Source organism: Pseudomonas sp. MWU13-2862, from assembly GCF_023242495.1.
Classification (GTDB): Bacteria; Pseudomonadota; Gammaproteobacteria; order Pseudomonadales; family Pseudomonadaceae; genus Aquipseudomonas; species Aquipseudomonas gingeri_D.
In genome coordinates, this window is record NZ_JALMEZ010000024.1 from 1 (window position 1) to 20,894 (window position 20,894).

General features: G+C 55.0%; 22 protein-coding genes. 7 read left to right on the plus strand and 15 right to left on the minus strand.

What is annotated here, in order from left to right:
* Positions 1–64: 64 nt before the first annotated feature.
* The 5 genes from M5C56_RS30485 to M5C56_RS30505 are packed head-to-tail and all read right to left on the minus strand — an operon-like array spanning position 65 to position 4,731.
* Positions 65–1,597, minus strand: a complete 1,533-nt coding sequence (locus tag M5C56_RS30485) for a conjugal transfer protein TraG N-terminal domain-containing protein (RefSeq protein WP_103499415.1) — start codon at positions 1,595–1,597, stop codon at positions 65–67.
* Position 1,598: 1 nt separating this feature from the next.
* A complete protein-coding gene (locus M5C56_RS30490) occupies positions 1,599–1,943 on the minus strand; it encodes a hypothetical protein (protein WP_103499416.1) in 345 nt (114 codons plus the stop codon).
* The gene (locus M5C56_RS30495) at positions 1,940–3,334 is read right to left on the minus strand and encodes an integrating conjugative element protein (RefSeq protein WP_103499417.1); all 1,395 of its coding nucleotides are present in this window, start codon (positions 3,332–3,334) and stop codon (positions 1,940–1,942) included. Before M5C56_RS30495 ends, M5C56_RS30490 begins: the two co-directional genes overlap by 4 nt.
* A gap of 48 nt (positions 3,335–3,382) precedes the next feature.
* Positions 3,383–4,330: a TIGR03756 family integrating conjugative element protein gene (locus tag M5C56_RS30500; RefSeq protein ID WP_103499418.1), complete on the minus strand. Its 948-nt coding sequence runs from the start codon at positions 4,328–4,330 to the stop codon at positions 3,383–3,385.
* Entirely contained in the window at positions 4,327–4,731 is a 405-nt protein-coding gene (locus tag M5C56_RS30505) for a TIGR03757 family integrating conjugative element protein (RefSeq protein WP_103499419.1), read from the minus strand. The genes M5C56_RS30500 and M5C56_RS30505 overlap by 4 nt, the downstream gene beginning before the upstream one ends.
* 460 nt (positions 4,732–5,191) lie before the next feature.
* Between M5C56_RS30505 and M5C56_RS30510 the strand changes: the two genes are divergently transcribed.
* From M5C56_RS30510 to M5C56_RS30525, 4 genes are all read left to right on the plus strand, one after another.
* Positions 5,192–6,244: a hypothetical protein gene (locus M5C56_RS30510; protein ID WP_103499420.1), complete on the plus strand. Its 1,053-nt coding sequence runs from the start codon at positions 5,192–5,194 to the stop codon at positions 6,242–6,244.
* Positions 6,213–7,772 carry a hypothetical protein gene (locus M5C56_RS30515; RefSeq protein ID WP_103499421.1) on the plus strand — a complete coding sequence of 520 codons (1,560 nt, stop codon included), beginning with the start codon at positions 6,213–6,215 and terminating at the stop codon, positions 7,770–7,772. The genes M5C56_RS30510 and M5C56_RS30515 overlap by 32 nt, the downstream gene beginning before the upstream one ends.
* 451 nt (positions 7,773–8,223) lie before the next feature.
* Complete coding sequence (locus tag M5C56_RS30520; protein ID WP_100943706.1) at positions 8,224–8,388, plus strand: metallothionein; 165 nt, start codon at positions 8,224–8,226, stop codon at positions 8,386–8,388.
* Between the two features lie 288 nt (positions 8,389–8,676).
* Entirely contained in the window at positions 8,677–9,324 is a 648-nt protein-coding gene (locus M5C56_RS30525; RefSeq protein ID WP_247263443.1) for a hypothetical protein, read from the plus strand.
* Between the two features lie 452 nt (positions 9,325–9,776).
* Here the strand turns inward: M5C56_RS30525 and M5C56_RS32510 are convergent, their stop codons facing one another.
* On the minus strand, positions 9,777–10,466 hold the full coding sequence (locus M5C56_RS32510) for a DUF4019 domain-containing protein (protein ID WP_103498596.1): 690 nt from the start codon (positions 10,464–10,466) through the stop codon (positions 9,777–9,779).
* A 1,463-nt stretch (positions 10,467–11,929) separates the two neighbouring features.
* Here M5C56_RS32510 and M5C56_RS30535 point away from each other — a divergent pair.
* Together M5C56_RS30535 and M5C56_RS30540 are read left to right on the plus strand one after the other, a co-directional pair.
* The gene (locus M5C56_RS30535; protein WP_103498597.1) at positions 11,930–13,009 is read left to right on the plus strand and encodes a hypothetical protein; all 1,080 of its coding nucleotides are present in this window, start codon (positions 11,930–11,932) and stop codon (positions 13,007–13,009) included.
* An 83-nt stretch (positions 13,010–13,092) separates the two neighbouring features.
* Positions 13,093–13,314 (plus strand): hypothetical protein, encoded by a 222-nt coding sequence (locus tag M5C56_RS30540; protein ID WP_103498598.1) that lies wholly within the window; start codon positions 13,093–13,095, stop codon positions 13,312–13,314.
* A gap of 83 nt (positions 13,315–13,397) precedes the next feature.
* Here M5C56_RS30540 and M5C56_RS30545 read toward each other — a convergent pair whose 3' ends face one another.
* The 4 genes from M5C56_RS30545 to M5C56_RS30560 all read right to left on the minus strand — a co-directional run bounded on the left by M5C56_RS30545 (position 13,398) and on the right by M5C56_RS30560 (position 15,411).
* On the minus strand, positions 13,398–13,793 hold the full coding sequence (locus M5C56_RS30545) for a hypothetical protein (protein ID WP_103498599.1): 396 nt from the start codon (positions 13,791–13,793) through the stop codon (positions 13,398–13,400).
* Between the two features lie 87 nt (positions 13,794–13,880).
* Positions 13,881–14,204, minus strand: coding sequence for a low molecular weight protein tyrosine phosphatase family protein (locus M5C56_RS30550; RefSeq protein WP_247263444.1), 324 nt, complete (start codon positions 14,202–14,204; stop codon positions 13,881–13,883).
* A gap of 5 nt (positions 14,205–14,209) precedes the next feature.
* Positions 14,210–14,899, minus strand: coding sequence for a retron system putative HNH endonuclease (locus M5C56_RS30555; RefSeq protein ID WP_103498601.1), 690 nt, complete (start codon positions 14,897–14,899; stop codon positions 14,210–14,212).
* A gap of 128 nt (positions 14,900–15,027) precedes the next feature.
* Positions 15,028–15,411, minus strand: coding sequence for a hypothetical protein (locus M5C56_RS30560; protein WP_103498602.1), 384 nt, complete (start codon positions 15,409–15,411; stop codon positions 15,028–15,030).
* Positions 15,412–16,328: 917 nt separating this feature from the next.
* On the opposite strand from M5C56_RS30560, the gene M5C56_RS30565 reads away from it, so the two are divergent.
* Positions 16,329–16,613 (plus strand): hypothetical protein, encoded by a 285-nt coding sequence (locus M5C56_RS30565; RefSeq protein WP_247263445.1) that lies wholly within the window; start codon positions 16,329–16,331, stop codon positions 16,611–16,613.
* Between the two features lie 835 nt (positions 16,614–17,448).
* On the opposite strand, the gene M5C56_RS30570 is transcribed toward M5C56_RS30565, so the two are convergent.
* From M5C56_RS30570 to M5C56_RS30590, 5 genes are all read right to left on the minus strand, one after another.
* A complete protein-coding gene (locus M5C56_RS30570; RefSeq protein WP_247263446.1) occupies positions 17,449–17,949 on the minus strand; it encodes a hypothetical protein in 501 nt (166 codons plus the stop codon).
* 17 nt (positions 17,950–17,966) lie between these two features.
* Entirely contained in the window at positions 17,967–18,698 is a 732-nt protein-coding gene (locus tag M5C56_RS30575; RefSeq protein WP_103498604.1) for an alpha/beta hydrolase, read from the minus strand.
* Between the two features lie 358 nt (positions 18,699–19,056).
* Positions 19,057–19,413, minus strand: coding sequence for an HNH endonuclease signature motif containing protein (locus tag M5C56_RS30580; RefSeq protein WP_103498605.1), 357 nt, complete (start codon positions 19,411–19,413; stop codon positions 19,057–19,059).
* Between the two features lie 224 nt (positions 19,414–19,637).
* Positions 19,638–20,276: a hypothetical protein gene (locus M5C56_RS30585; protein WP_247263447.1), complete on the minus strand. Its 639-nt coding sequence runs from the start codon at positions 20,274–20,276 to the stop codon at positions 19,638–19,640.
* Positions 20,277–20,461: 185 nt separating this feature from the next.
* Entirely contained in the window at positions 20,462–20,815 is a 354-nt protein-coding gene (locus tag M5C56_RS30590) for a DUF1640 domain-containing protein (RefSeq protein ID WP_103498606.1), read from the minus strand.
* Positions 20,816–20,894: the final 79 nt, after the last annotated feature.

Sequence of the window (20,894 nt, forward strand, 5' to 3'; positions counted from 1 at the left end):
TTTTCCTGATCCATACTCTCTTGAAAATATTAACGATCCGGCATTTTATCGTGACCTATAGTCGTCAGTTCTTCTTTTTTTTGGATGATGGTTTTTTAAATTTACTCTTTACTGTCCCAGCGCCTTTGCTTCCTTGTTGCTGGGCATCGTTGGTTCCCTCAGCTAGCCCTCGCAGAGCAGAGCCCGCCTGGATCCCGGCCCAAGTTAATGAGGTCATCCAGAAGGATGGCAATATGATGAACAGCGCGGCCATCACATAATTCAGCAGCATATCCGCCGCCGTGTTGTTCAGACCCATCAGTGGGTTCAGGCTGGAGTGGGGTGAGTCCCAGCCGTATAGGGCGTCGAGGATGGTGGTGTCTATCCAGCGTGCCAGCTGAAACCAGAAGTCCACGAATATCATGGAAAACTGGACCACCGACACGGTGACGGCGGCCTTCAGGTCGTAGGTGCTGAAAATCAGCAGCAACGGCATGCAGATAACCAATGCCATCTTCAGCGCCGCCATCACCATGGGCAGGGCTTGCCGAACGACGTCCATTGCCGGGAAGTAAGCGATGGTGCCGACAGTTAGTCCCACGTCACCTGTCACGCGGCTCATGACGTTGAACAATGAGCCGCCGACTTGGCCACCGTAGTCGGTGTAGACCTTGCCCTGTGTCATGTGCTGGCTGCTCGGAGATACCACTTGCCGAATGATCGCATCGTTCACTTCATCCTGGGGCATGGAGCTGGCCCACCGCACAAAGCGATCCAGCAGAGTGACGTCTACCTGAGACAGTAGCCGTGCGCGCAGCCCCTGGTCACTGTCGGCCCACCACTGGTTGCAGGTCGGGTAACCGCCGCCATGGGTGACCTCGGCCAACCCCATGTCTCGCACCGGATCGTAGGGCCACTCGGCTCTCGGCGTCTTGGAGTGGTAGGTGTCGTAGTACCCGGACTGCTGGTTGAAGTACCGGGAGCCGATCCAGTTGATGTCATTGGTTTGTTCGTCACTCAGGGTGGGGCGGCTCATGAACAGCTTGGCCCGGGAGTAGCCGTAGCAGTCGTTGGTGAAGTCGGCGACTTCCTGGGTGAGCACTGGGTCATGCAGTCGGGTGGTGTTGACCTGCATGCGCATCTGTCGCAGATCCGTCCCACACGGAATGGCCGCCACCGCGGCGCCGGTCACAGCCTTGGACATCGAGTGCACGAACCACCACCACACCGGCACGCGGGCGCTTTGGTTGTTCAGGGAGGTGAAGGAACGTCCCCAGCCGGTGTCCTCGGGCATCGGCACCTGGTATTGGCATTGCTGTGAACGGCTGTCATCAAACTGCAGGGTCGTGAGGTTGAGCTCAATGAAGGGCACGCCCGCAAACATGATCACGGCAGTGGCCAGCCAGAGACGGTTCTCGATGCGGGTGGCGGCGAGCAGGCCCTTGTTGCCCTCATCGGCGCCTTCATCACGGGCCTTGAGCCATTCCTGAAGCAGGATCGCAAAGAACGGCAGGGCGAAGAGCCCAGAGTCCATCAGCACGTCCCAGATGCCGTTGCCGACGAGCCAGCCCACCAGGGTGAGGTAGTACTCCAGATAGTCGTTGGTGTAGAGGGTCATATCAGCCTCCTAGCTGCGTGTAGGCGCGGGACAGCTCCATCAGGACAAAGGCCAGCACGACCGCGATTTCAGCTTTGCGCCATTGTGGGCTTGGGCCCGGCCCACGCTCGAGCAGACGTGCGCGGTACTTGAGCCACCCCAGCAGGGCGACGCTGTAGAGCGCCATGCGCCAGGCAAAGAAATACCAGTAGGTGTTGGACCTCCAGGTCTGCCAGGCCGGTAACCCCTGCATCACATACACGCCGCCCAGGTTGAAGGCGGCGGCGATGACGATGACCAACAAGGTGACGGCGATGGGACCCCAGATGCCCAGGCTTTTGAAGCGGGAAGAAGAGGGCGTGCTCATGGCTGCGTCCTCCGACGGCTGTTGACGTCCTTCTCCACGCTCTCAAGGCGGTTGGTGTCCGGGTCGCCTTCGTAGATGGTGCGGGAGTTGTCCTTGCGCTCGGTGTGGCGGGCGATGATGGCGGCGGGGGAGTTGCTGGTCAGGGCGCGGCGCAGCTCCAGCTCAGTCCGCAGGTTGGTGATTTCTTGTTGTAGAGACTCACGTTCCTGGTTCACCGCTGCTGTGGCGATCTCGTTGGCGGCGACGTTGGGTTCCTTGTTGCCGGCCAGCAGTGCACGTTGCAGCAGCAGGGCTTTCTCCAGCACGCTGGTGACTGCAATCTCCGACGCCAGGCGCTGGGCCAACAGCTCCTGGTCAGGTTCATCGCGCAGCGCGGTGATGACGCCCCGGGTGATGGGCATCGAACTGCTGCCGGCAGCGGCGAGGTTCTCCAGGCTGGGCGGTTGGGTACCGGAAATCAGCGCTTGCAGTGACTGGAGTTTGCTCTCGTACTCTTCCTGAATCATCGGCGTCAGGCCCACACCCGCCGTGGTGGTGCTCTTGGTGCAGTTTTCGCAGGTCTGCTGCTCCACTTCGCCCAGGACACGGTTGGCGAACGTCGCAGCCTCATCGGGTGAGCGCCAGACACCGCAGAGCATCCCGTTGTTGCAGTCGACCGGCGCAATGGTTCCCGTCTCTGTAGCACCACGACCGTTGAGAAGGTTGTAGCCGGCCTTGGTGACGGTGTTGACCACCCGGATCGGTGGCTGGCCCTGGCCACCGGCTTTGTCACCACCGACCCAGGGAATGCCGGTGTTGCCCTTGTCCGACTCGGCCTGGGCCGTCACCGCGACGGCATCGCTTTTCTGGCTCATGGCTTCCTTGAGGGCCTGGCCTTCGGCAAGTGAGCCCCAGCCGCTCTGGCTGCCGGCCACATTGATCATGCGCTCGGCCAGGGCGCGGCAAGTGCTCTTGGAACGATCGAAGTCCAGACGTGCTTGCAGGATGCCGTTGGTGAGCAGGTTGTACAGGGCCGGGTCTGCCCGCTGGATGATTAGCGCTGGCAAGGATGCCACGGCACCTGTGGCATTCTGAATCAGGCTCCCCATGATGCTCTGAAAACCATCGGTGAGCCCATTGAGCTGGTTGTGCAGAGTAGTGGACAGGTCCATGTTTCCGCACATGAGGTTGCTGTTCCAGCCGACACCTACGCCGATGCTGCGCATGTTGCCGGCACGTCCCATGGAGACCGCATTACCACCGCCAATGCGGTACAGCACATCGTCACCGATCACGCTGCCGGTGCTGGTGAAACTGGGGGGCGCTGCGAAGGTGAGGGGGCTCGACAGGGCTGCGAGGAGGACCAGCCAGGGGGTGGCTGAAGAGGGGTGAAACAATGACATCCGAGTCATGGGTGAAGCTCCATTTCGTGAGAGACGATCGAAAATCGGGGAAAGACGTTATTGAGGACCGGTGCTACCGAGGAAGGTCTGGCCCTCTCGTTTGCAGCAGGTGTAGGGGCGCCACAGTGACCAGGCATAACCGCCGTCCCGGGCCTGTGGGAGGGGGGCCGGGTGAGGGAAGACCGAGCAGGATTGACTGAGCACCGGCGTCAGCGATTGCCACTTGCCCGTGCTGGGATCGGACTCGCGCAGTTCCCCCGCGGGCCAGTAGCCTGGGCTGGGCAGCGCCAACAGCGGCTGGTAGACATGCAACTGGCCTGGGCGGGTAACGATGTCCCCCGCGCGTTGAGCCGTCACGGCAGAGGCCTTGTAGTCGTCAGGCTGGTGCAGAAAACCACTGCGCGGATAGACGCTGCCCCACAGGTTCAACGCCAACCGGCTGCCGATTTCACGCAGGCCCGGGATCAGCGAAGGCGGATAGATGCTTTCCGGAATGCCATGGCGCCAGCCGAGAGGGTCCAGGGTACTGAGCAGGTTGGGCACATAGGGTGTACCGGCTCCTGCGCACGTATAACCCGACCCGCTGGCAAAGGCATTGAACGCCGCGATGCCCGGGTGACCGATCACATCGACGTTCTTGAAGACGGCGAGGTTGTTCTCGTTTGAGTTGTTGGTGGTACCGCTGCCACCGCCCTGGGCCGTCGGGTTGGTCGGGCTGAGCAGTTTGACCTCTGTCCAGGGATTCTCACCCGTGGAGGAATAGCTGGAGACCACGGCATCGGGCACGTAATGCCGAACCTTTGAGGACGTGTTCACGTCGCAACCAAAGGTGGTGCACCGCAGCCAATAGCACACCCCCACGACCTGGTAGTTCATGCAGTCCGGCGACGACACCGACGGGACGATGGTGGCCGTGTCCAGGGCAAGGCTCAGGGTCGAATAGGGAAGGGCCAGGAGAACCGGTACCCACGATTTAACGCTTCGACGCGGCGTACAAAGGCTCATGGCTGATCCCTCCTGAACTGCTCGATCTTCGCGAGCGCTTGCTCAAGGTTTGGATCGCCATAGACGACGTAGCGCTGGTCCACGACAACGGCCGGTATCTTGGTGACGCCCAGGCTCCAGGCATCCACCACGTCCTGGTGAGCTTGACTGATCTCGGCAGCAGCCTCGGCCGTGAGGCTTTCCCGAAAGAGAGCCTGCGCCTGGGCCGGGTCGTCCGGCAGCAAACTGGAAAGCTCGGCCTCTAACTGATCAAGTCGATCCAAGTGGAACAGACGGACGTCAGGTGTCACCTCAACAGGGTGGGCGGAGTCAGTGATGACCCAGGTGCTGGCGAAACAGGTCGGGGCAACGGTCAGCAGGGTCGTCAGGCCGAGCAACCGGAGAGGGTGCGATAGCGTCATGGCAAAGATCCAGGTAACAGAAACCTAGATACTCTCTAAAACGACACGCGATCACAGCTAGAAAACAGGATCCCAGGCAATGGCTTTTTTAGGGGAGTTCTGTAGTAGTGAGTGAGATGGACAAATGGACACTTAAAACCTCGCAAATACTGGCTTTCAGCGGTGTAGCTTAAAGTCCATTTTTTCCGCTCCGAATGGACACCCTCCAGCCCCGGATCCCCTCCAGCGTTCGTGCAGTTCCTGTCTATCCCACCCTAAGTGACACGCGGCCCGATATACTGGCTGCTTGCCAGTCTTTACGTATATGCTCCGACCACTGCATCACGCCCGATCCCACGTTTACGGGTATGGCACCGGCCTCTGCAAGGCTGCAATCGATGCGTCATTGCCACCTATGGTACCTGCCGAGGCGAGTGCTTCCTCTTGCCGGGCAGGAGGGCGCTGTTTACATGGAGATCGCATGAGTTTTTTTTCGGACGAAGAAATAGATTCACTCAAGATCACTCGGATGATCCTGCACGTGGTGGGTACCAAGAACTTCGAGTCACAGCCGGAGCGCGCCTTGGAGGAGGAAGCATTTTTTATCGGTAAAATTGTGGACATGGCTGCTGCGCCGGTCTTCATGTTCAAGGCTGTGTCTACGACCCGGAACGAAATTGAAGCCATTGCGACCGGAGCCACCCCGTTCGTCGATGGTGCTCAGAGCCTGGCTGCCAGCTTTAACCGGGCACACGTCGGCGGCAGTGCTGATGGGGTTTTGTTGATGTTCGAGCTGTCGGTCAAAGACCCCAATGTGAAGATTTACAGCCTTATCAAGTACGACTACAAGCTGGCTCTGGAGCAGAACGACGGAGCTCCAGGCAACAAGCTGCGCCGGATCGTGAACGCCCTGGTAGACGAAAAGAAGGCCATCCAGAAGACAGCGCTCGTCCGTGTGATCAGTGGTATTACCGACAAGAACATTTCGGCCACTGACCGTACGAAGCATGGCGTAGATCTGGCCGATTACTTTGCCGACTTCCTGTCGGTGACCAGGGACGTCTCGGACACGGAGCTGAGCGAGCTTACCCGCAAGGTGCTCAAGGGGGCGCTCCAGGCCTGTATCGAGCATCTGCCAGGCCACGATGTGGCCAAGGCCCTGAAGAAAGCCCAAGCAAACCTCGGCACTCGCTCTCTGATTGATGAAGATGCGATTGTGGAGGCTGTGATGCTGGCTGCTGGTCATCCCAAAGACGAAAAAATAGCTGGTCGCCTTGAGAAAGAAACCCGCACCCGCGTTAAGAAGAGCAAATTGCATGAGCTCAGCTTCGAACCTGATCGCAAGATCCTCCGGCAGCCCTACATGCGCAAGATCGTCACCACCGAAGGCGTCACCATCTTGTTCCCCGACAGGGCGGAAAACCCGAACGTAAAGGTGGTAGAGCTGAAAGGGGGCAAGAAACAAATCATCGTGGACACAGATAGGGTCATGGAGGACAGCGTTGTCACACCAAAGCCTGGCCAGCCTTCTTAACGATCTGTCACGTAAGCGTCAGGCGCTGATCACTGAGGGGAATGCCACTCTCATTGTGTCTGACCTACCTGCTGATGCTGCTCGGTCGATCGCTCAGGCCGCCTCCGCTGCTGCCTGGTCGATCACCATGTATGACAGTGCCGGTGGCGAAACCGAGGTCGAAGAGGGGGATGAGGCTTTCGGGCCGTTTCGCGCTGAGCTCGTGAAACCGCTTCCGGAGGAGCATGATCAGACTGCGGTCTTGTACGTGGCCACAGAGGCGGGCTTTAAAGCCTTCCTCGACAACGGTCATTCCGCATCACGATGGTACGTCCTTGGCCTGCTGAAGCCCTTCAATACTCGTGCTCGCGCGTATAGCGACTGGGGCATAGAAGAGGCCTATGTCGAATCTCAAGCGACGAAGTCGCCCCGGCTTTTGGTGAAAGAGTCAGCTGACGTCCGTACTGTGCCCGAGGACGTTCGCCACTGGCTGCTCGCAGAGGGCCATGAGCTCGATGAAGCTGACCCGTTGCACATGGTCTGGGCAACCCAGGCCTTTGATGCCCTGAGTCGTTGTTTTGCGAACGATATCGACGCTAGCGGGAGCAAGCTCAGTTTTAAAGGGCCGCCCAAGCTCAATCTGACGCTCGCGGAGGCGATCGATGGTGCCGCGCAGATCACGCTGAATGACTTCAAGGTCGTACAGGATGCCGCAGTCTGGGTGTTCGACAACGCACGTGAAGCCGAAGTGAAGCATATCCTTCTGTCCGCTGAGATCGCTCGATCGGGCAGGGCGGATGGAGAGGCACTTCAGTACTTCAGGGAGAATCTTGCGGCAGCACTGGATTGCGGGAAGATCGCCTATCAGATGGCGGTCTCAGAGATCACCAAGGACACCCTCAAATCCCTGGGAGACCTTCGCAAGGCAGTCACTGAAGAAACCTCCAAAGCGACAGAGGCGACCCGCCAGGCGATCGCAGCGATCTCGACAGCGCTAACTGTGGGCTTGGGCTTGATCGTTGCGCGGCTCACGCTGCAGATCAACCCGTACCTCATTTCACTCGTGATGGCGGTTGCATTTGGCTACACGACGCTGAACGTGATGTCGGGCCGTAAATTCATAAACATTCAGCGGCAGTTGCGCCAGGATTGGCAGTCGAAGCTGTATCGCTTTCTCTCGGAAGCCGAATACAAGAAAATGGTAGGCGATCCTATTGAGCAGGCCGAGAGCTTCTTTTACAGAGTAAGTTGCAAAGGTCTGACGATGCTCGGGGCTGCGGCGCTGGGGATTGGAGTCTTCGCCTTCGTTTACACCGCTCCACCCGCGGCGACTCTGCCAGTCCCTACTGCGCTCCCTGCTGCAGCAACAGCTCCTGCAAGTCCGCAGGCACCAACCAGCGAACCGACACCCCAACCGAAACCGGTGCCAGAACAGAGAACTCCAGCGAGGCCGCGAGAAAAAGGGAAGCCCCCCTCTGTGAGCTTTGACCAAGGGATCTTTGCCATGCGCATAGAGGCGACAGGACAGCGTAGGTTCGCGGTCACGTAGGGGCAGCCTAGGGATTTCGCTGTTCGGGTTAAGGATACTGTGCGCGAAGTTCTTGGCGACCGATTTCGTTGGTTACCTCACCGTGAAACGGACACAGCGCTACCAGGGGCATCAGGCTCAAAACATTGCTTGCGAACAGTGATTGCTTGGAGCATCCGGATGATGCCAACGATAGGAGCAAGTCGCCGGTGATCAGATTGTTCTGGATGTACGCTCATTCGTTGTTGAGCTGTAGCACCTCCCTACTGATGGACTAGGCTTGTTACAGCAGAGCCTGGCGATGACTCTGAGACAATGACAAAGGAGCATTGTGAGGGCGCACGTGGAGGCTGATGATGGACTTCGTCAGTCAGCTGTTCATGCGCGTTGCACCACGATGCTTGGCGACCACCCGACCACCCGACCACCCGACCACCCGACCACCCGACCACCCGACCACCGGAGTCCGATCATGAATGAACAAACCTGCGCCTGCCCCCACTGCACCTGCAAGGTTGGCGAGCATGCGGTCGTGCGTCACGGTAAGCACTACTGCTGCCAGGCATGCGCCGATCATCACCCGAATGGCGAACCTTGCACGGCTTCCAAATGCCACTGTGCGGATAAACCCAAGTAGGGGGGACATTTCGCTGTCTCGCTCACCTAGATTCGGTATGCTGTTTTTCGCAGTACCACAGGCACTGAAACGAGGGTAGAGCGCATGAAAATAGGAAAGCCCAAGCGAATTCTCGACCACTTAGCGACTTGTAGTCATTGTTCGTAAGGGCCTATACGCCGTAACCTTCGCGGAAATTGCCTACGCGACATTTCGTTCTGACCAGTCATGCATTACCTATCGTTGCGTTAGACTTCAACGAAAAATCGCGTAGACCCGATGAATTCAAACGACAGGACTAAAAAATCCATGGACCTGCAAAGCGCTATCGAGAAATCTGAGCGATGGATGGTCCAATCATCATCCCTTGTCGATGGGCTCGAAATCGATCCATCTGTCCGGAGCCGCGTGGCAGCATCACTTTTTCACCTATGCACTGAACATCATCAGGCAGTACACACACTAACCAATCAAGAGCTATTTGGGTCTGCATTCGCTTTAATGCGTCCACAGTTCGAGGCATATGTCCGTGGCGTTTGGTATCACCGCTGCGCCTTAGACTCCAAGCTAAACTCATTTATCAAAGGTGGGGAACCACCAAGAATTTCAGAACTACTTACTGACATAGGAAATCTCTCGGACTTCGACAGTCAAGCTCTGCTAGAAACCAAGCAGGCCGTTTGGGGTGTGCTCAATGAGTTCACTCATGGTGGGGCTGTCCAGGTTCGAGCGCGAATTACCTCCACCGAAATCGTCAGAAATTATAAGAACGAACATATTGTCTGCATGCTGCACTGGTCTTCGATACTATCGTTTATGGGTTATGTAGGCATGGCAGCCATTGCAGAGAATGACGTCCTAGCAAACAATCTTCTCGACAATTTACACACAATATATGCTGGCGATCTCTCTTCAGTTCGTAGATTTAACCAGCCCCCAACATCTAAACGCGGCTAGGTCTGCCCCCGAGCCCTGGACTACACTGGCACAGGTCTTCGCCGCTGAAATTTCCGGGAATCCACGGCGGTAATGGTACCCCCCCCCCACCGATCTACAAGACCCTCAGCCTCGAGCGTCTTGTCCCCATGAAACGGAACGACGCGGCACTACGATACGCTCGGCAAAACGTTAGGAGAGGCAACAGATGGAAGCTCAGCGAATGGTACTTGGTCTGGGATATCCGACCAGAGCTTGAGGCCGCATATGTAAACAAACACGGTGACGAGGGTCAGCGGTTCATCGAAATTTTGCTTGGCAGGAAGGAAACCATCGCCTCCGTTAACAAAAATCGCATGAACCTCGAAGACTAGAGCTGCTGGCCTCCAGCTGACCTGTTAAGGGAAAAGCCGAGATGACCATCGAGCGCGACAAACTGGAGCATGCCGACGAGTACGATTCATGGCGCCATCCTAAGAGCAATGCACAAGGTATGGAGTGATTGAATAAGATGCGACCTTCCATACAAGGTCTTGAGTAGCTCTTAAAACCACATATTCCATCCTGCATTCATTATCACTTGAAAAATGCGTTATATATGATACTCCTCTATAAAGCCCTACTGGGAATCCAGCAGGGGATTGCACGGATTGCACTCCAACAGTTTTGCGAATTATGATATTTCCCAAGGGGGCTCTGAATGAGCCATACATTTTTTCCATAACCTCAAGACTGTCAAATGAGAGGCTTCTTAGGTCGGGATCCATTGCGTTCCAAGAGAGAGAAATTTTACCACCGTCGGTAAGCTCTAAGTAATTTAGCGCTATTGGCTCTGCTGGCTCCGCTGGCTCTACCAAGTTAACTGTGCTGCTGGTTATTTGGGGGTTAAAATATATAACCATAACGGTGAGAGCCATTGCTCCTCCAGCTCTGAAAAAATTCTTATGCTGGATATTAAGAAATCCCGGTATTGTAGCGCCAATGCCGCCGGCAGCAAGTGCAAGAGTCACTGTGAAAATTTTTATCTGGAAACCGCTTGGATTTGGAATTTTTGTAGCCATAACTATCATGATAATCAGAAGTAAGGTGCCAAGAATACATGCTAAGAGAACGTTGATGTCTAGCCTGCCCTTCAGCCAGATGTTTGAAGGTTGAATAGTCACAATATGTTACCTCGGATATGAGTCAGTCGATTCTCGTAGGTATAGCTTCAGCAATGGAAGGTGGCAAACTGCCATTTTGAAATTAGCTCTCAAAGGTTGGGTTATATCTATTTGATCAGTGACGGAGCCCCAATAGCAGTTCAAAGAATGGAGGATGGAAAAAGCTCGGCAAAAACAAGGAAAGGCGCCAGGTACACCTAAGCGCCGGCCACCGGGGGCGAGGATGTAGAAGGACGCCAATTTTCGCGCCTGCGATACTGACCACGGAATAGGAGCAGAACAGATGGGACAAGCAAAGCAACGTGGCACCCGTGCAGAGCGCTTGGCCCAGTCCGCTGAAGCAAAGCGTAAAGTAGCCGAGGAGCTTGGTAAGGGTGCGGTGAACACACTTTCCGAGCTCCAGATTTAAGGGCGATGTTGTCCGCCTATTTTTAAGCGGACGCGATAGCCTTTAAATGCGCTAACGAAGCTCTTATCCCAATAATTGGCCGGATTCATCTGCTGGGATAACCGGCTCATGAAAAAAGTTGCCCACTAGTAACTGTTCCTGTTCGGATGACAGCATGAAAGTCGGCCGTGGGTGGTCGCGGCAAAGAGTAGCGTCGAATATTTGGCTTCGATGAAATACAGCCTTGCTCTGCTCAAGGTCTGGATACACTGTAGTGGTATGTGCAGCACTATGGCCGTCAGAATTTTTTTACACCTTGAGCCAGTTGCCAGGTGTCTATTGCACAAATACGTCTATAGCAACACTGACGCTACGGCGGCAGTTATTGATAAGTATTGACTTACTGATCGGGCAGGTCCAGCGATTACAGGTGCCGCTCTGAAGGATGGTCAGCTTGCTGCCGTAGTCTGGAAGATTATTCGTGAACTGAATGAAAAGGCGGCTTAGATCCCTTGAATCTGGTTCCCCGGATTTTCTTTGATTCCCCCGGTCATACGGTCATGTATGCACGGCTAGAGACTTTAAAGTCGCGTAGGAGGCGCAGAGTGAGCAAGGAAAAGCGCACCAGGTACACCCTAGTAACTATTCTGAATTAAATCGTTTGTCATTAGATGGCCGATCAACAAGGCATTCAATTCGCTTGGGAATGATTTGTAGAGGGAAAAATATGGTGCCCAAAACATCGTTAAAAGTATTAATCTCCGTCCTGTTGTCGGAAGGAAAATGGTATCTGCTAACCCGAGATTGCGATGATTCGTCTGGTAGTGACATAGGGACTAATAGGGTTTTTTTGTGCTTTTTTAAGGCATTTGTGAAGGGGACGGTTGTTTCATGTCGCGCTTGTCCGAGCGGGAGCGGGCGGGCTGACTTGTGCTGAGGCAAATAGTATGCCTGGATTGAGAGGAAAAAGGCCCTGAATTGCTGTCTAATATGTGTCTGCGTTACTGGCGCCACTTACAGTATCAAAATAAATTCGCTAGTATCTGAGTGAAATTTCCTCAGCAAGGAAACATCTATGGCTGCTGTTAGCAACTCGGTTGTACATCTCACTATGCGTTTCGGCCTCGAAACGCTTTCGGTAGGCACTGGAGTGTTATACCTTAGAGACGAAAAGTATTTCATTGTGACGGCTTGGCACAACGTCACTGGGCTACACACGGAAACGCTCGGCTACCTGAGCAAAAATGCCGCTGTACCTGACAACGTAGTCGTATCGCTAGCGGTGAAGCGCGGTGCATATGTATCCCGCTGGCGTGTTGTTTTACCCATCTACACCGAGAGTTCTGCGTCTTTCTACATTCATCCCGTGAACTGGCCTCGGATCGACGTGGTAGCGATCCCCTTTGATCCTTGCATACACCATGATATGGAGCTCTGGCATCCTGATGGGAATGTGGAACATTGTAAGATAGATCTCTTGCATACCGTTCCGGCTGGCGAGGTGGCAAAGCTATGCCCTGCCCAGAATTACCTTCCAGACCGTCAGATGAGTCAGAGGTGGCTTGACTCGGTCGCCATCACTGATGAGTTATTCATACCGGGCTACCCCCATGATTTGAAAGATATCCACGGTCAGCCTGTCTGGAAGCGGGCCACGATAGCCTCTTCCGTACAACACGGCTGGGATGAGCAACCCAAGTACCTGATCGACAGTGCTTCGAAGAGTGGGATGTCAGGCTCTCCGGTATTTTTTTACAGCCCAAGGGGTGTCTTAACCATGGGGGGGACCACATTGAACCTCATGCGGGAAATTGCGATCCTTGCTGGTATCTATGTAGGAAGAGTTGGTATTCAAGGAGGAAACGATCCGCAAATTGGTACAGTGTGGCACCCAAAAGTTATAGATGAAATTATCGATGGGCAGCACTACGAACGTCTGCCTCACGCCATTGAAGTCCCTTCAAGGGAACTCGAGTGCGCGATGGCAGAGGTCCTGAAAAAAATAGCCCCGGAGGTAGTTCAGAGGCTAAGCGACTCGAACTCCCCATACTGGCAGATGATCATCAACGATGTCCTAAGTCGACTGCAGGGGCGCGTATCGCTGAAACGCGTTCGTCAGGAAATGTGCGCACAGGCCGGGCTGCCGGTTGATTGAGAGGAGTTTGATGACCTCGAGGCGTAGAGCTCAGATTTAAGGGCGCCCGAAGCTTTATGAAGATACCTTTCCCAGGGGAGGCAATGTTTGATCTGTCCGGTAAGCCGGATGCATTGAACCTGGGCGATTTGGCGGAGTTTGAGGAGTCAGAATTCTTGGAGCGTACGACTGAGGCATGGCGCTCGGTATCGAGCCATGCGCCACCGCTACTGAGGCATTTCTGCATTCTTTTTTTGTCAGAAAATTTAGCCTTCAATGTGTTGGCAGAAGACGTCATTTTATCCGAGGCGCTTACTGTTGGTTGAGTGGATGCCTCAGGGGGCTCGAGTCAGTTCATGGGGCGTCACTGGTCAAACCCGGGCGATAAGAGTCGTAACGATGGCGTGGGTCAGCCCCGGTCATCGATACGCTCCAGCAAGATTCGCTCAATCATCGGCCTCGTGTATTTCTCAGCAGGGCAGACCTCTGCCGGCTCGTCGAGCCGTTTGAACTCGCCGGCATCGAAAGCCAGATAGATGGAAAGGGCAGGCTCCGGCGTTTCGCCATCGACGGCCAGTTGAGCCACAACGCCTTCCAGTCCATTCATGACCTGAATACAGAAATCGAAGTCGAGGGTCATCGCGTTGAAACCATTCGCCACAGCGAGTGCAAGCTCGTTCACAAGCTGACGAGAGTCGATCCCGAGTCGTGTTCCCATGGGCTCGATATCGTTGATATTCAGCCCGGTTTCAGCCGCTTCAAGCATTAACCGACGAAGCTCCATCTTGCTCTCACTCGTGGTCATTGCGATTCACCTCTTAGACACGGCTATCCAAATTCACCTGCGGGCTGTCTGCCGCAGATCGTAGCCGTCGGTCCAGCCAACTGATCGTTAAGCGGGTAGAAACCGACGCACCCTGGCCAGCAACAGCTCGATCAGCTCAGGCGCCATGTAGTCAAAGTCATCCGGGATGTCGAGACAGATCACGCGTTTGCTGGCCAGCTCAGAGCGGAATCGGGCTGCGAGTTTTCTGCGATGGACGGGCTCCATGACAAATATAAGATCGGCCCATTCCAGAAGCTCGCCATCCACAAGGACATCAGCGTCATTGCCAACACCGGCCGAGGCCGTTTCTACGCCCGGCCAGGACGCAAACACATGCTCGGCGGTCGGACTACGGAGCCGATTTTTACCGCAGATAAACAGTACATTCATCCTGGTCATCGCAAGTTAGGAGCTCCCTGCTCAAGAACCTCCTCGGCGATGCGCCCGAAAAGATTGCGCGTGATACTGAAGAGCGGGCTCAGGCCGTGACCGATGGGGATCAGGTCAACACCCGCCAGACAATGCAGGTCCATGTCGTCCTCAAGGTGTTCGTCGATAAGTGTTTCCAGCTCTTCCCACCAGCGCTGACGTAAATCTTGAAGATAAGGGCTGTTGAGATTGAGCAGCTTGATGGTGTAGCGAGCACGGTCCTCATCCTGAGGGGACAGCCTGTCAGCCGGTACCACACGACCATCGGACAGGTAGGCGATGAAACGCGAGCAGTCTGCCTGATGAGACGATACAAACAGGGTCAAATTGACGCCTTTTGACTTGCCGAGTGCGTGGCCACCGAATGCTTCAGTGCCTTGAGTAGTGAGTATTTGTAAATCGCTTTCGCTATCCAGGGCACTGGCCGCCAGGTTGCTGTAGTCGAAGGTGCGCTGGGGGTGCTGGCTTTTGTTTTCGACGTGTTCGATGTGGAAACCCAAGCCCATTCGGTCCGGGCGAATTTCACTGTAGCAACACAACCCGTACTGCTCAATCAGCAGGGTGTCCAGAACCGGCTTCTTATTTCTGCGAAAACTTTTCCACCGGCTGGAGGCTGTATCAGGGGTTGTTGGCGGGTTGGCGTGTGCCTGGATCAACAGGGGCTCGTTCACAGTCTTTGAGGCAAGTTTTTCACTTCGACCTTCCACGCGCTTACCACCGCGTTGTCTTTGTCGGAGGGGGCAGTCGTCAACACGTCGTAGATCGTGATCGCAAATGACCACTTTTACGATTTGAGTGACTGGAATAACGTTGGCTGGCCCACAGCGCTCTCAATACCTCGGAAGGTGCGTCCGTCGGTCGCGCAAAGAAGCGATTTACCATTGCAGAAGTCGAGTGAAAATGTAATTTCTCTTTCTTCGTCAGCAAGCATCAGGCCTGCAATAGCGCCAACCGGACCCAGTACCACCGCACCTACCAAACCAAGGCCCATCGAGCCTCCTATATTCTGATATGAAGCCTCACTAATGACCTCAATTTTTGAGATTTCTGAGAGGGGCAGCTTTAACCCGGGCCACGGGCATAGAGTTGTTTCCACAATGATGGAATCGCCCTCATGCTTTGCGTGCCCGTCAAGGAAGTCCCCGGCCAAGATTTTTATCTGTGACATACGGCACTCCCCTTGTGACTGCTGAAGGAGTATTCAGCGCTCGTGGTTGGGGAGCGTCAATGGCTTTTGGATGAAGGGTTTTTTGACCTCAAAGCCCAAGTCATTCAGGCACCTCCAGCATCGAGGCGATGCGGGTCAATACCTGCGCGATTTTTTTGACGAACGATACCTTCAGGTCTGTCATCAGTCCTCACTCGGTCCTGGGCCTGAGCGGTTCCTCTCTGGAAAAAGGCAAGCCCGTCATCAGGTCGCCCCCTCAGATCGGTGAATCCGAATTGCACCGGTCCTCCAGAAAAGGCGGCAAGCCGTGTGACGTTGCCCCCCACCGATTCCAACGTGGCGGCCAATTCGTCGAGTGAGGTCAAAAAAGTGAGGCGAGTGGGTGCTTGCGCGGCCAAGGTTATATGTCCAGTCAAGCCCTCTACGTAACTCTGTTTTCGCGGAAGATGCGCTAAAAATACTATGTAAAAATGAGGTCCTATATAGCGATTTGGTAGGTTTATATGTCGGTTAAAAGTATATCGATAGCCAATGTCTTACCTCTCGTGCCGTTAAATGCGGACATACTTTTCTTTTTTATTTGATAGCTTGAAACCATTAAGAGGCATGCGCCTAAGCAGAGCCGCCGCAGACAAGACGCAGAGGGGCTGGCAGTTATCAATCATTGATGACTATTTTTATCAAGGACGAGGATCTGAAGCTGGCTAACACCACCCAATCTTCCACAATCAAACGCTCGTGCACGCTTGCCCATTCATGGCCTGCATTGCCCGATTCGTGCGGCTGATAGCGGTGTTTTTCCAAATGCCCTGTTCACGGCAAAAGGGCTATACGGAAAGCTGTTCGGGAAATGGATTCCGGAAACCATTCAATAAACGGGGCGAACTCCGAAAAGCCAGACGAGTAGGAACTTAAATATGGAGATTTATCATATGTCGGCTCAAGAAAACCTCGTTGGCGGATGGACTGGCTACCACGAACTGACTCCAAAAGATAAGGAAGTATTCAAAGAAGCTCTGGAGGGACTCGTCGGTGTGCATTACACACCTGAACTGGTTTCGAGCCAGATCGTTAATGGCACTAATTATCGCTATCAAACTAAAGCGACCCAGCCAGGCTCGTCAACGAGCTGGCAAGCCATCGTGGAAATTTACGCGCCTATCAAGGGCAAGCCGCATATCACTCAGATCATCCGGATCTAAGCGCGTATAAAATCCTTCGGGTCGCGCACGAGTTGCGAGACCCGAAGGTTCATCATGAATCTCTTGTTCCGATAAGCGCCCAGTAAGATCACCTTCCCAAGTACGATCAACTCAGGTGTCATTTCTATGCCGAGTCAGGACGCAAACAGGTGCTTGGCGGTCACCGGAGGGGGGCGATGTCTCCCAGGCAAGGCAGGTCCAGGTCGTGCTCAAAATGTTCTTCGATAAGTGTCCCAAGCTCTTCACGCTAGCACTATCATAGTGAAAGTAGCCAACCAATCCCGGATACGATGTTCAGTTTTTTCTTCAGCTTTCGTTGGTGGCGCCCATTGTTGAACTGATGTGACCGGATCTGGTGGCGCGCGCGGTAGGGACGGCAGTTACCTGCCGCTCCCCGCACAGATCCCGCATACGGCTCCTGCCTCGGGTATGTGACGCGAAGCGATCCTCAGGGCAAGGATGTGCATTTCTGGGTCTAGGTATGTAGAAGTCCATAGCGTGACCATTGAAGCCGATTACGCTGGTTACGACGTGTGAGGGCTTGTCGCCATAGACGGCAGACCGCCAAACGAAAACCACCCAGACGTTTCAGCTCATCCCGAATGGCCAGCAGCTTCGCACGAATTCGCTTCTTGACCGGCAGGCGTAGTATTTGAAGCCCACCGTCTAATGCCGGTGATGTGAGATGGGATGAGGACGATCCCTCAAGCAGGGAATCCACCACAGCCCGTGTCATTTCCACCGATTATTGAAGCATGCCCCAGAACAGAGACCGCTCCACTGGATCCATATGCAAGCTGACTTCGTTGCCATTCAGTTCGGCTGCTTCGAGCATTCAGTGCGACGTCCTGCCCAGCGCATCAAAAAACAGATGTCTCGACACCTCAATCTCATTGCTATAAAAGGCCTTGTACCCGTAAGCGGTGATAGCGACCTTGCAAGAAATGCTCGGTTCCAGCGCATTCAATTGCATCATCTGTACAGGATCAACACTGTAATTTGAACCGCCGTCGCTCTTCTCTACGAGAAAAAGGATGGCAGTATAGTTAAAGCGGCCATTCCTTGCCTGATCTTGGTCCAGCTCAACTGTCCCCGATGCGCTTAACTTGATGCGATGGTTGACGGAAAAGTCGCGATCACCATCCAGTGAACAGATCAGCGATGGCGGCAACTGGTTAGCGTTTTCATAAGTTCTGAACAAACTTGTCAACTCTCGATTCGCGCTGATGTGGGCCTTCAAGAGGTGTTCTTCAGCCTGAATTGAAATCAACTTGATTTCAGTCGCAGGAATTCGGGGCGTTTGCACACACCCCGGCAATACCGAAAAGGCAAACATGGCCGCTATTGATCTTTTCATCGCTGAAGGTTTCTGGTGATCGCATCCAACATCAGATCACGCGCTGACTGCCCACCTTGAATAGGCGCAACGAACATCGCCCACGCCACCGCATGGTTCAAGTTGACCGAGGTGTTGATGGATGGCCCGCTAGTCACCGTCCAGCGCTCGCCAAAATTGGCCACGCTGTCGGAGGTGTCCGGCTGCGAAGGATTTGCCCTGATATTGATCCATATCTTTGCCACCGGAGCGGGTTTGGATTTGTAGATATCAGAACCCACCCAGACCCAAAATCCTTCCCCTACCGGATCGAGCGTGACCAGCATCTGAACGTTATACCCTTCATCGGCCAAAATCGTCGAAAGGTGGGCGCCATTCCAACCCCCAAGGCTGTGACCGACAATGTAAATAGGGGATGATTTTGTCGGGATGAACGCTTTGATGTTTTTCTGAATGTCGGATTCGCCCTTGGAGTCGTTATAGCCCATGACGCGAACAACATAAGCGCCCTTGGAAAAGCGCTGATCCAGCGGCGCAAGCAATTGCTCGGCCGCATAATTGATATTATGGAAGGCACCCTGGAAATAATAGCTTTGCTGGTCGCCAGCGCCCCCGATGAACAAGATGACGGGCTTGGGGGCTGTAACAGGCACTACCTTGATGGTGGAGTCGTTGGCGGCCGTCAATGTGTGGGTGGCTGCCAGGGTAGCAGTTTTACCACTGGGCAGCGTGATCTGTCCCGCTTCCATTCTTCTTTCGATCCTTGAGTCATACCCGAAACGAGCTTTCAGGGCGGCGAAAAATACCACAGCCGAGCGCTATGCAGAAGGCAAGGTAAGCGTCCAGTAATCCTATCTGGCAGGGACTCTCAAAAAAGCGATAACTCGCCATTACCAGCTAACACTCACAGTGTGTAGTGGTCCACTCACTCCGGACGCAATACTAAGTTTTCTCTGGCGCCGGCCCAAGATTGAGTCGGCCCGCTATTGGGTTGGGAAATAAAGCTGTTGCGAACTCAGTGGCGGGCATTGTGTCGAACTCGGGGGGACTGAATGACATCCACCCTATGGTCGTAGTCACGACCATAGGGTGGTTGCTGTGTCCTGCCTATGGCTGAACCACTGACCCCGCCAGACGAAACGGGTGCCAGCGGCCTTCCATCACCTTGCTTTGTACGAGCTCCCGATAGGCTTGCGGCGGCAGGGCGACCTTGCCCTGATGCCGACGTACGTTACACACCTTGCAGGCTGCGGCGATGTTTGAGGGGCGGTTTGAGCCACCCTCACACTTGGCCACCAGGTGCTCGGCCGTGCATTGCATCTGCAGGGCCTGCTGGCGCGAGCAGCCATAGAGCTGCGCGTATTTTCGGGGCGAGGTGACATACATGGGGTAGTCGCAGTAATAGCAGCGACCTTCCTGGCGGTAGAACGCATAGGCGCGCGCTCTTGCTACGGAGCTGGGCATAGAGGACCTCCTGGTTTCAGAGGAAGTCCGCGGTGCTGTCAGAGGTCTTGCGCCGTCTTCACGGATCAAGGCATCCGGGTAAATGGCGTGGGATGCGAGGGCCGCACCGCCATTGAACCAGCACCTGGGACTCACAACGTGCAGCAAGGGGAAACCGCCTGTTCACCCGGGAAGGTGAGCAGACGGTTGATGGGCCTCAGTCAGGCTGGGGCAGGGGAAATGAGTCAGGACTCATGGGGCAGCAGCAGGGTGGTGGCGCTCCTGTCTGCCTCGGTGATGATGTAAAGCCTTGTGTAGCCTCCAGCGTCAATGTCGTAGGCCGAGACCAGTCGGGTGCCGTCCTGCAGCGCCTGAAGGTTGCTCAGCTTGTCGTCCTCGTCCAACTCGCCCCAGTCACCGGCGAGGTGGCGGCCCAGGTATGGGGCTATGTCCAGCAGCCCTTGTTCTTTGAGCTGACCGACACCACGAGTCATCACCATCAGGCCTGGCTCAAAGAGCATGCCTAGAGTTCGCCCAGTCGATTGACTGTTTTCGCTCCTGAGCATGATCCGCAGCAGCGTTGGAACGTCATGATTTCTCTCAACTGCTAAGCGCAGGTCCAGCCAGTGAAACTCATCCTGCAGATGCTGAGGTGGCAAGCGAAAGAAGCCAAAGTCGTAGGTATAACTGCAAAGGACCGACACCTCGGGCCGTTGAAGAATGGCCCGATAGCTGGCCCTGGTGACTTCGACTAGGCGTTGCTCAAAGTCATCCCACTCAAAGGGATGATCGGTGTAAACGGCTTCCTGCCAGGTACGTGCACTGAGCACGATTGGCAGTTTGATCAGTTGCTGTTGCAGCGGGGTGAGGGCATTCAGTTGCATGGGATCTCTCCAGAAAAAGCCCAACACGGAGAGGCACGCACCCGTACGGGGGAGTGTTCCCCGCATGGGCTGAATAGGTGGTGAATCAGGACGCGGCGTGTGCCGACGCCTTGTTACGAGTGAGCCACCGATGTATGTCGGGTGGCTGAAGGTTGGTACCGTGGCTCAAACCAAGACGACTTGGCCTACACCCCGAATACACTTCGGATAAAGGGCGCTGCCACACAGAGGAACGTCACACCGTTACCCCATTGCAGAATCCTAATGGATGACCGGTGGTCGGCTCGCTGTTCCTTGAGTTCGGCTCTAAGCTCTGCCCCCTGTTCGCGCAGAGCGGCTTGCATCTCTCTGATCGAAGAGCGGAGCTCAACGCCCAACGCTGTGATTGACTGTGTCAAATGAGTCTCGACCAGTTTGAGGTCAGCTTTGGACGCAAGGTTTTCCACTTCGGCCTCCCAAGCGTTTACCACCGCTTTGGCTTTGTCAGGGGGAACGTTGGCGGTCGTCAACGCGTCGTAGATCGTTATCGCAAGTGTCATGCTGTCTCCTGTATGGAAAGTTGATCAGGAGACCCACCTGACGGTGGATTTCCGTCACGGTGGGGGAGGCATTCGGTCG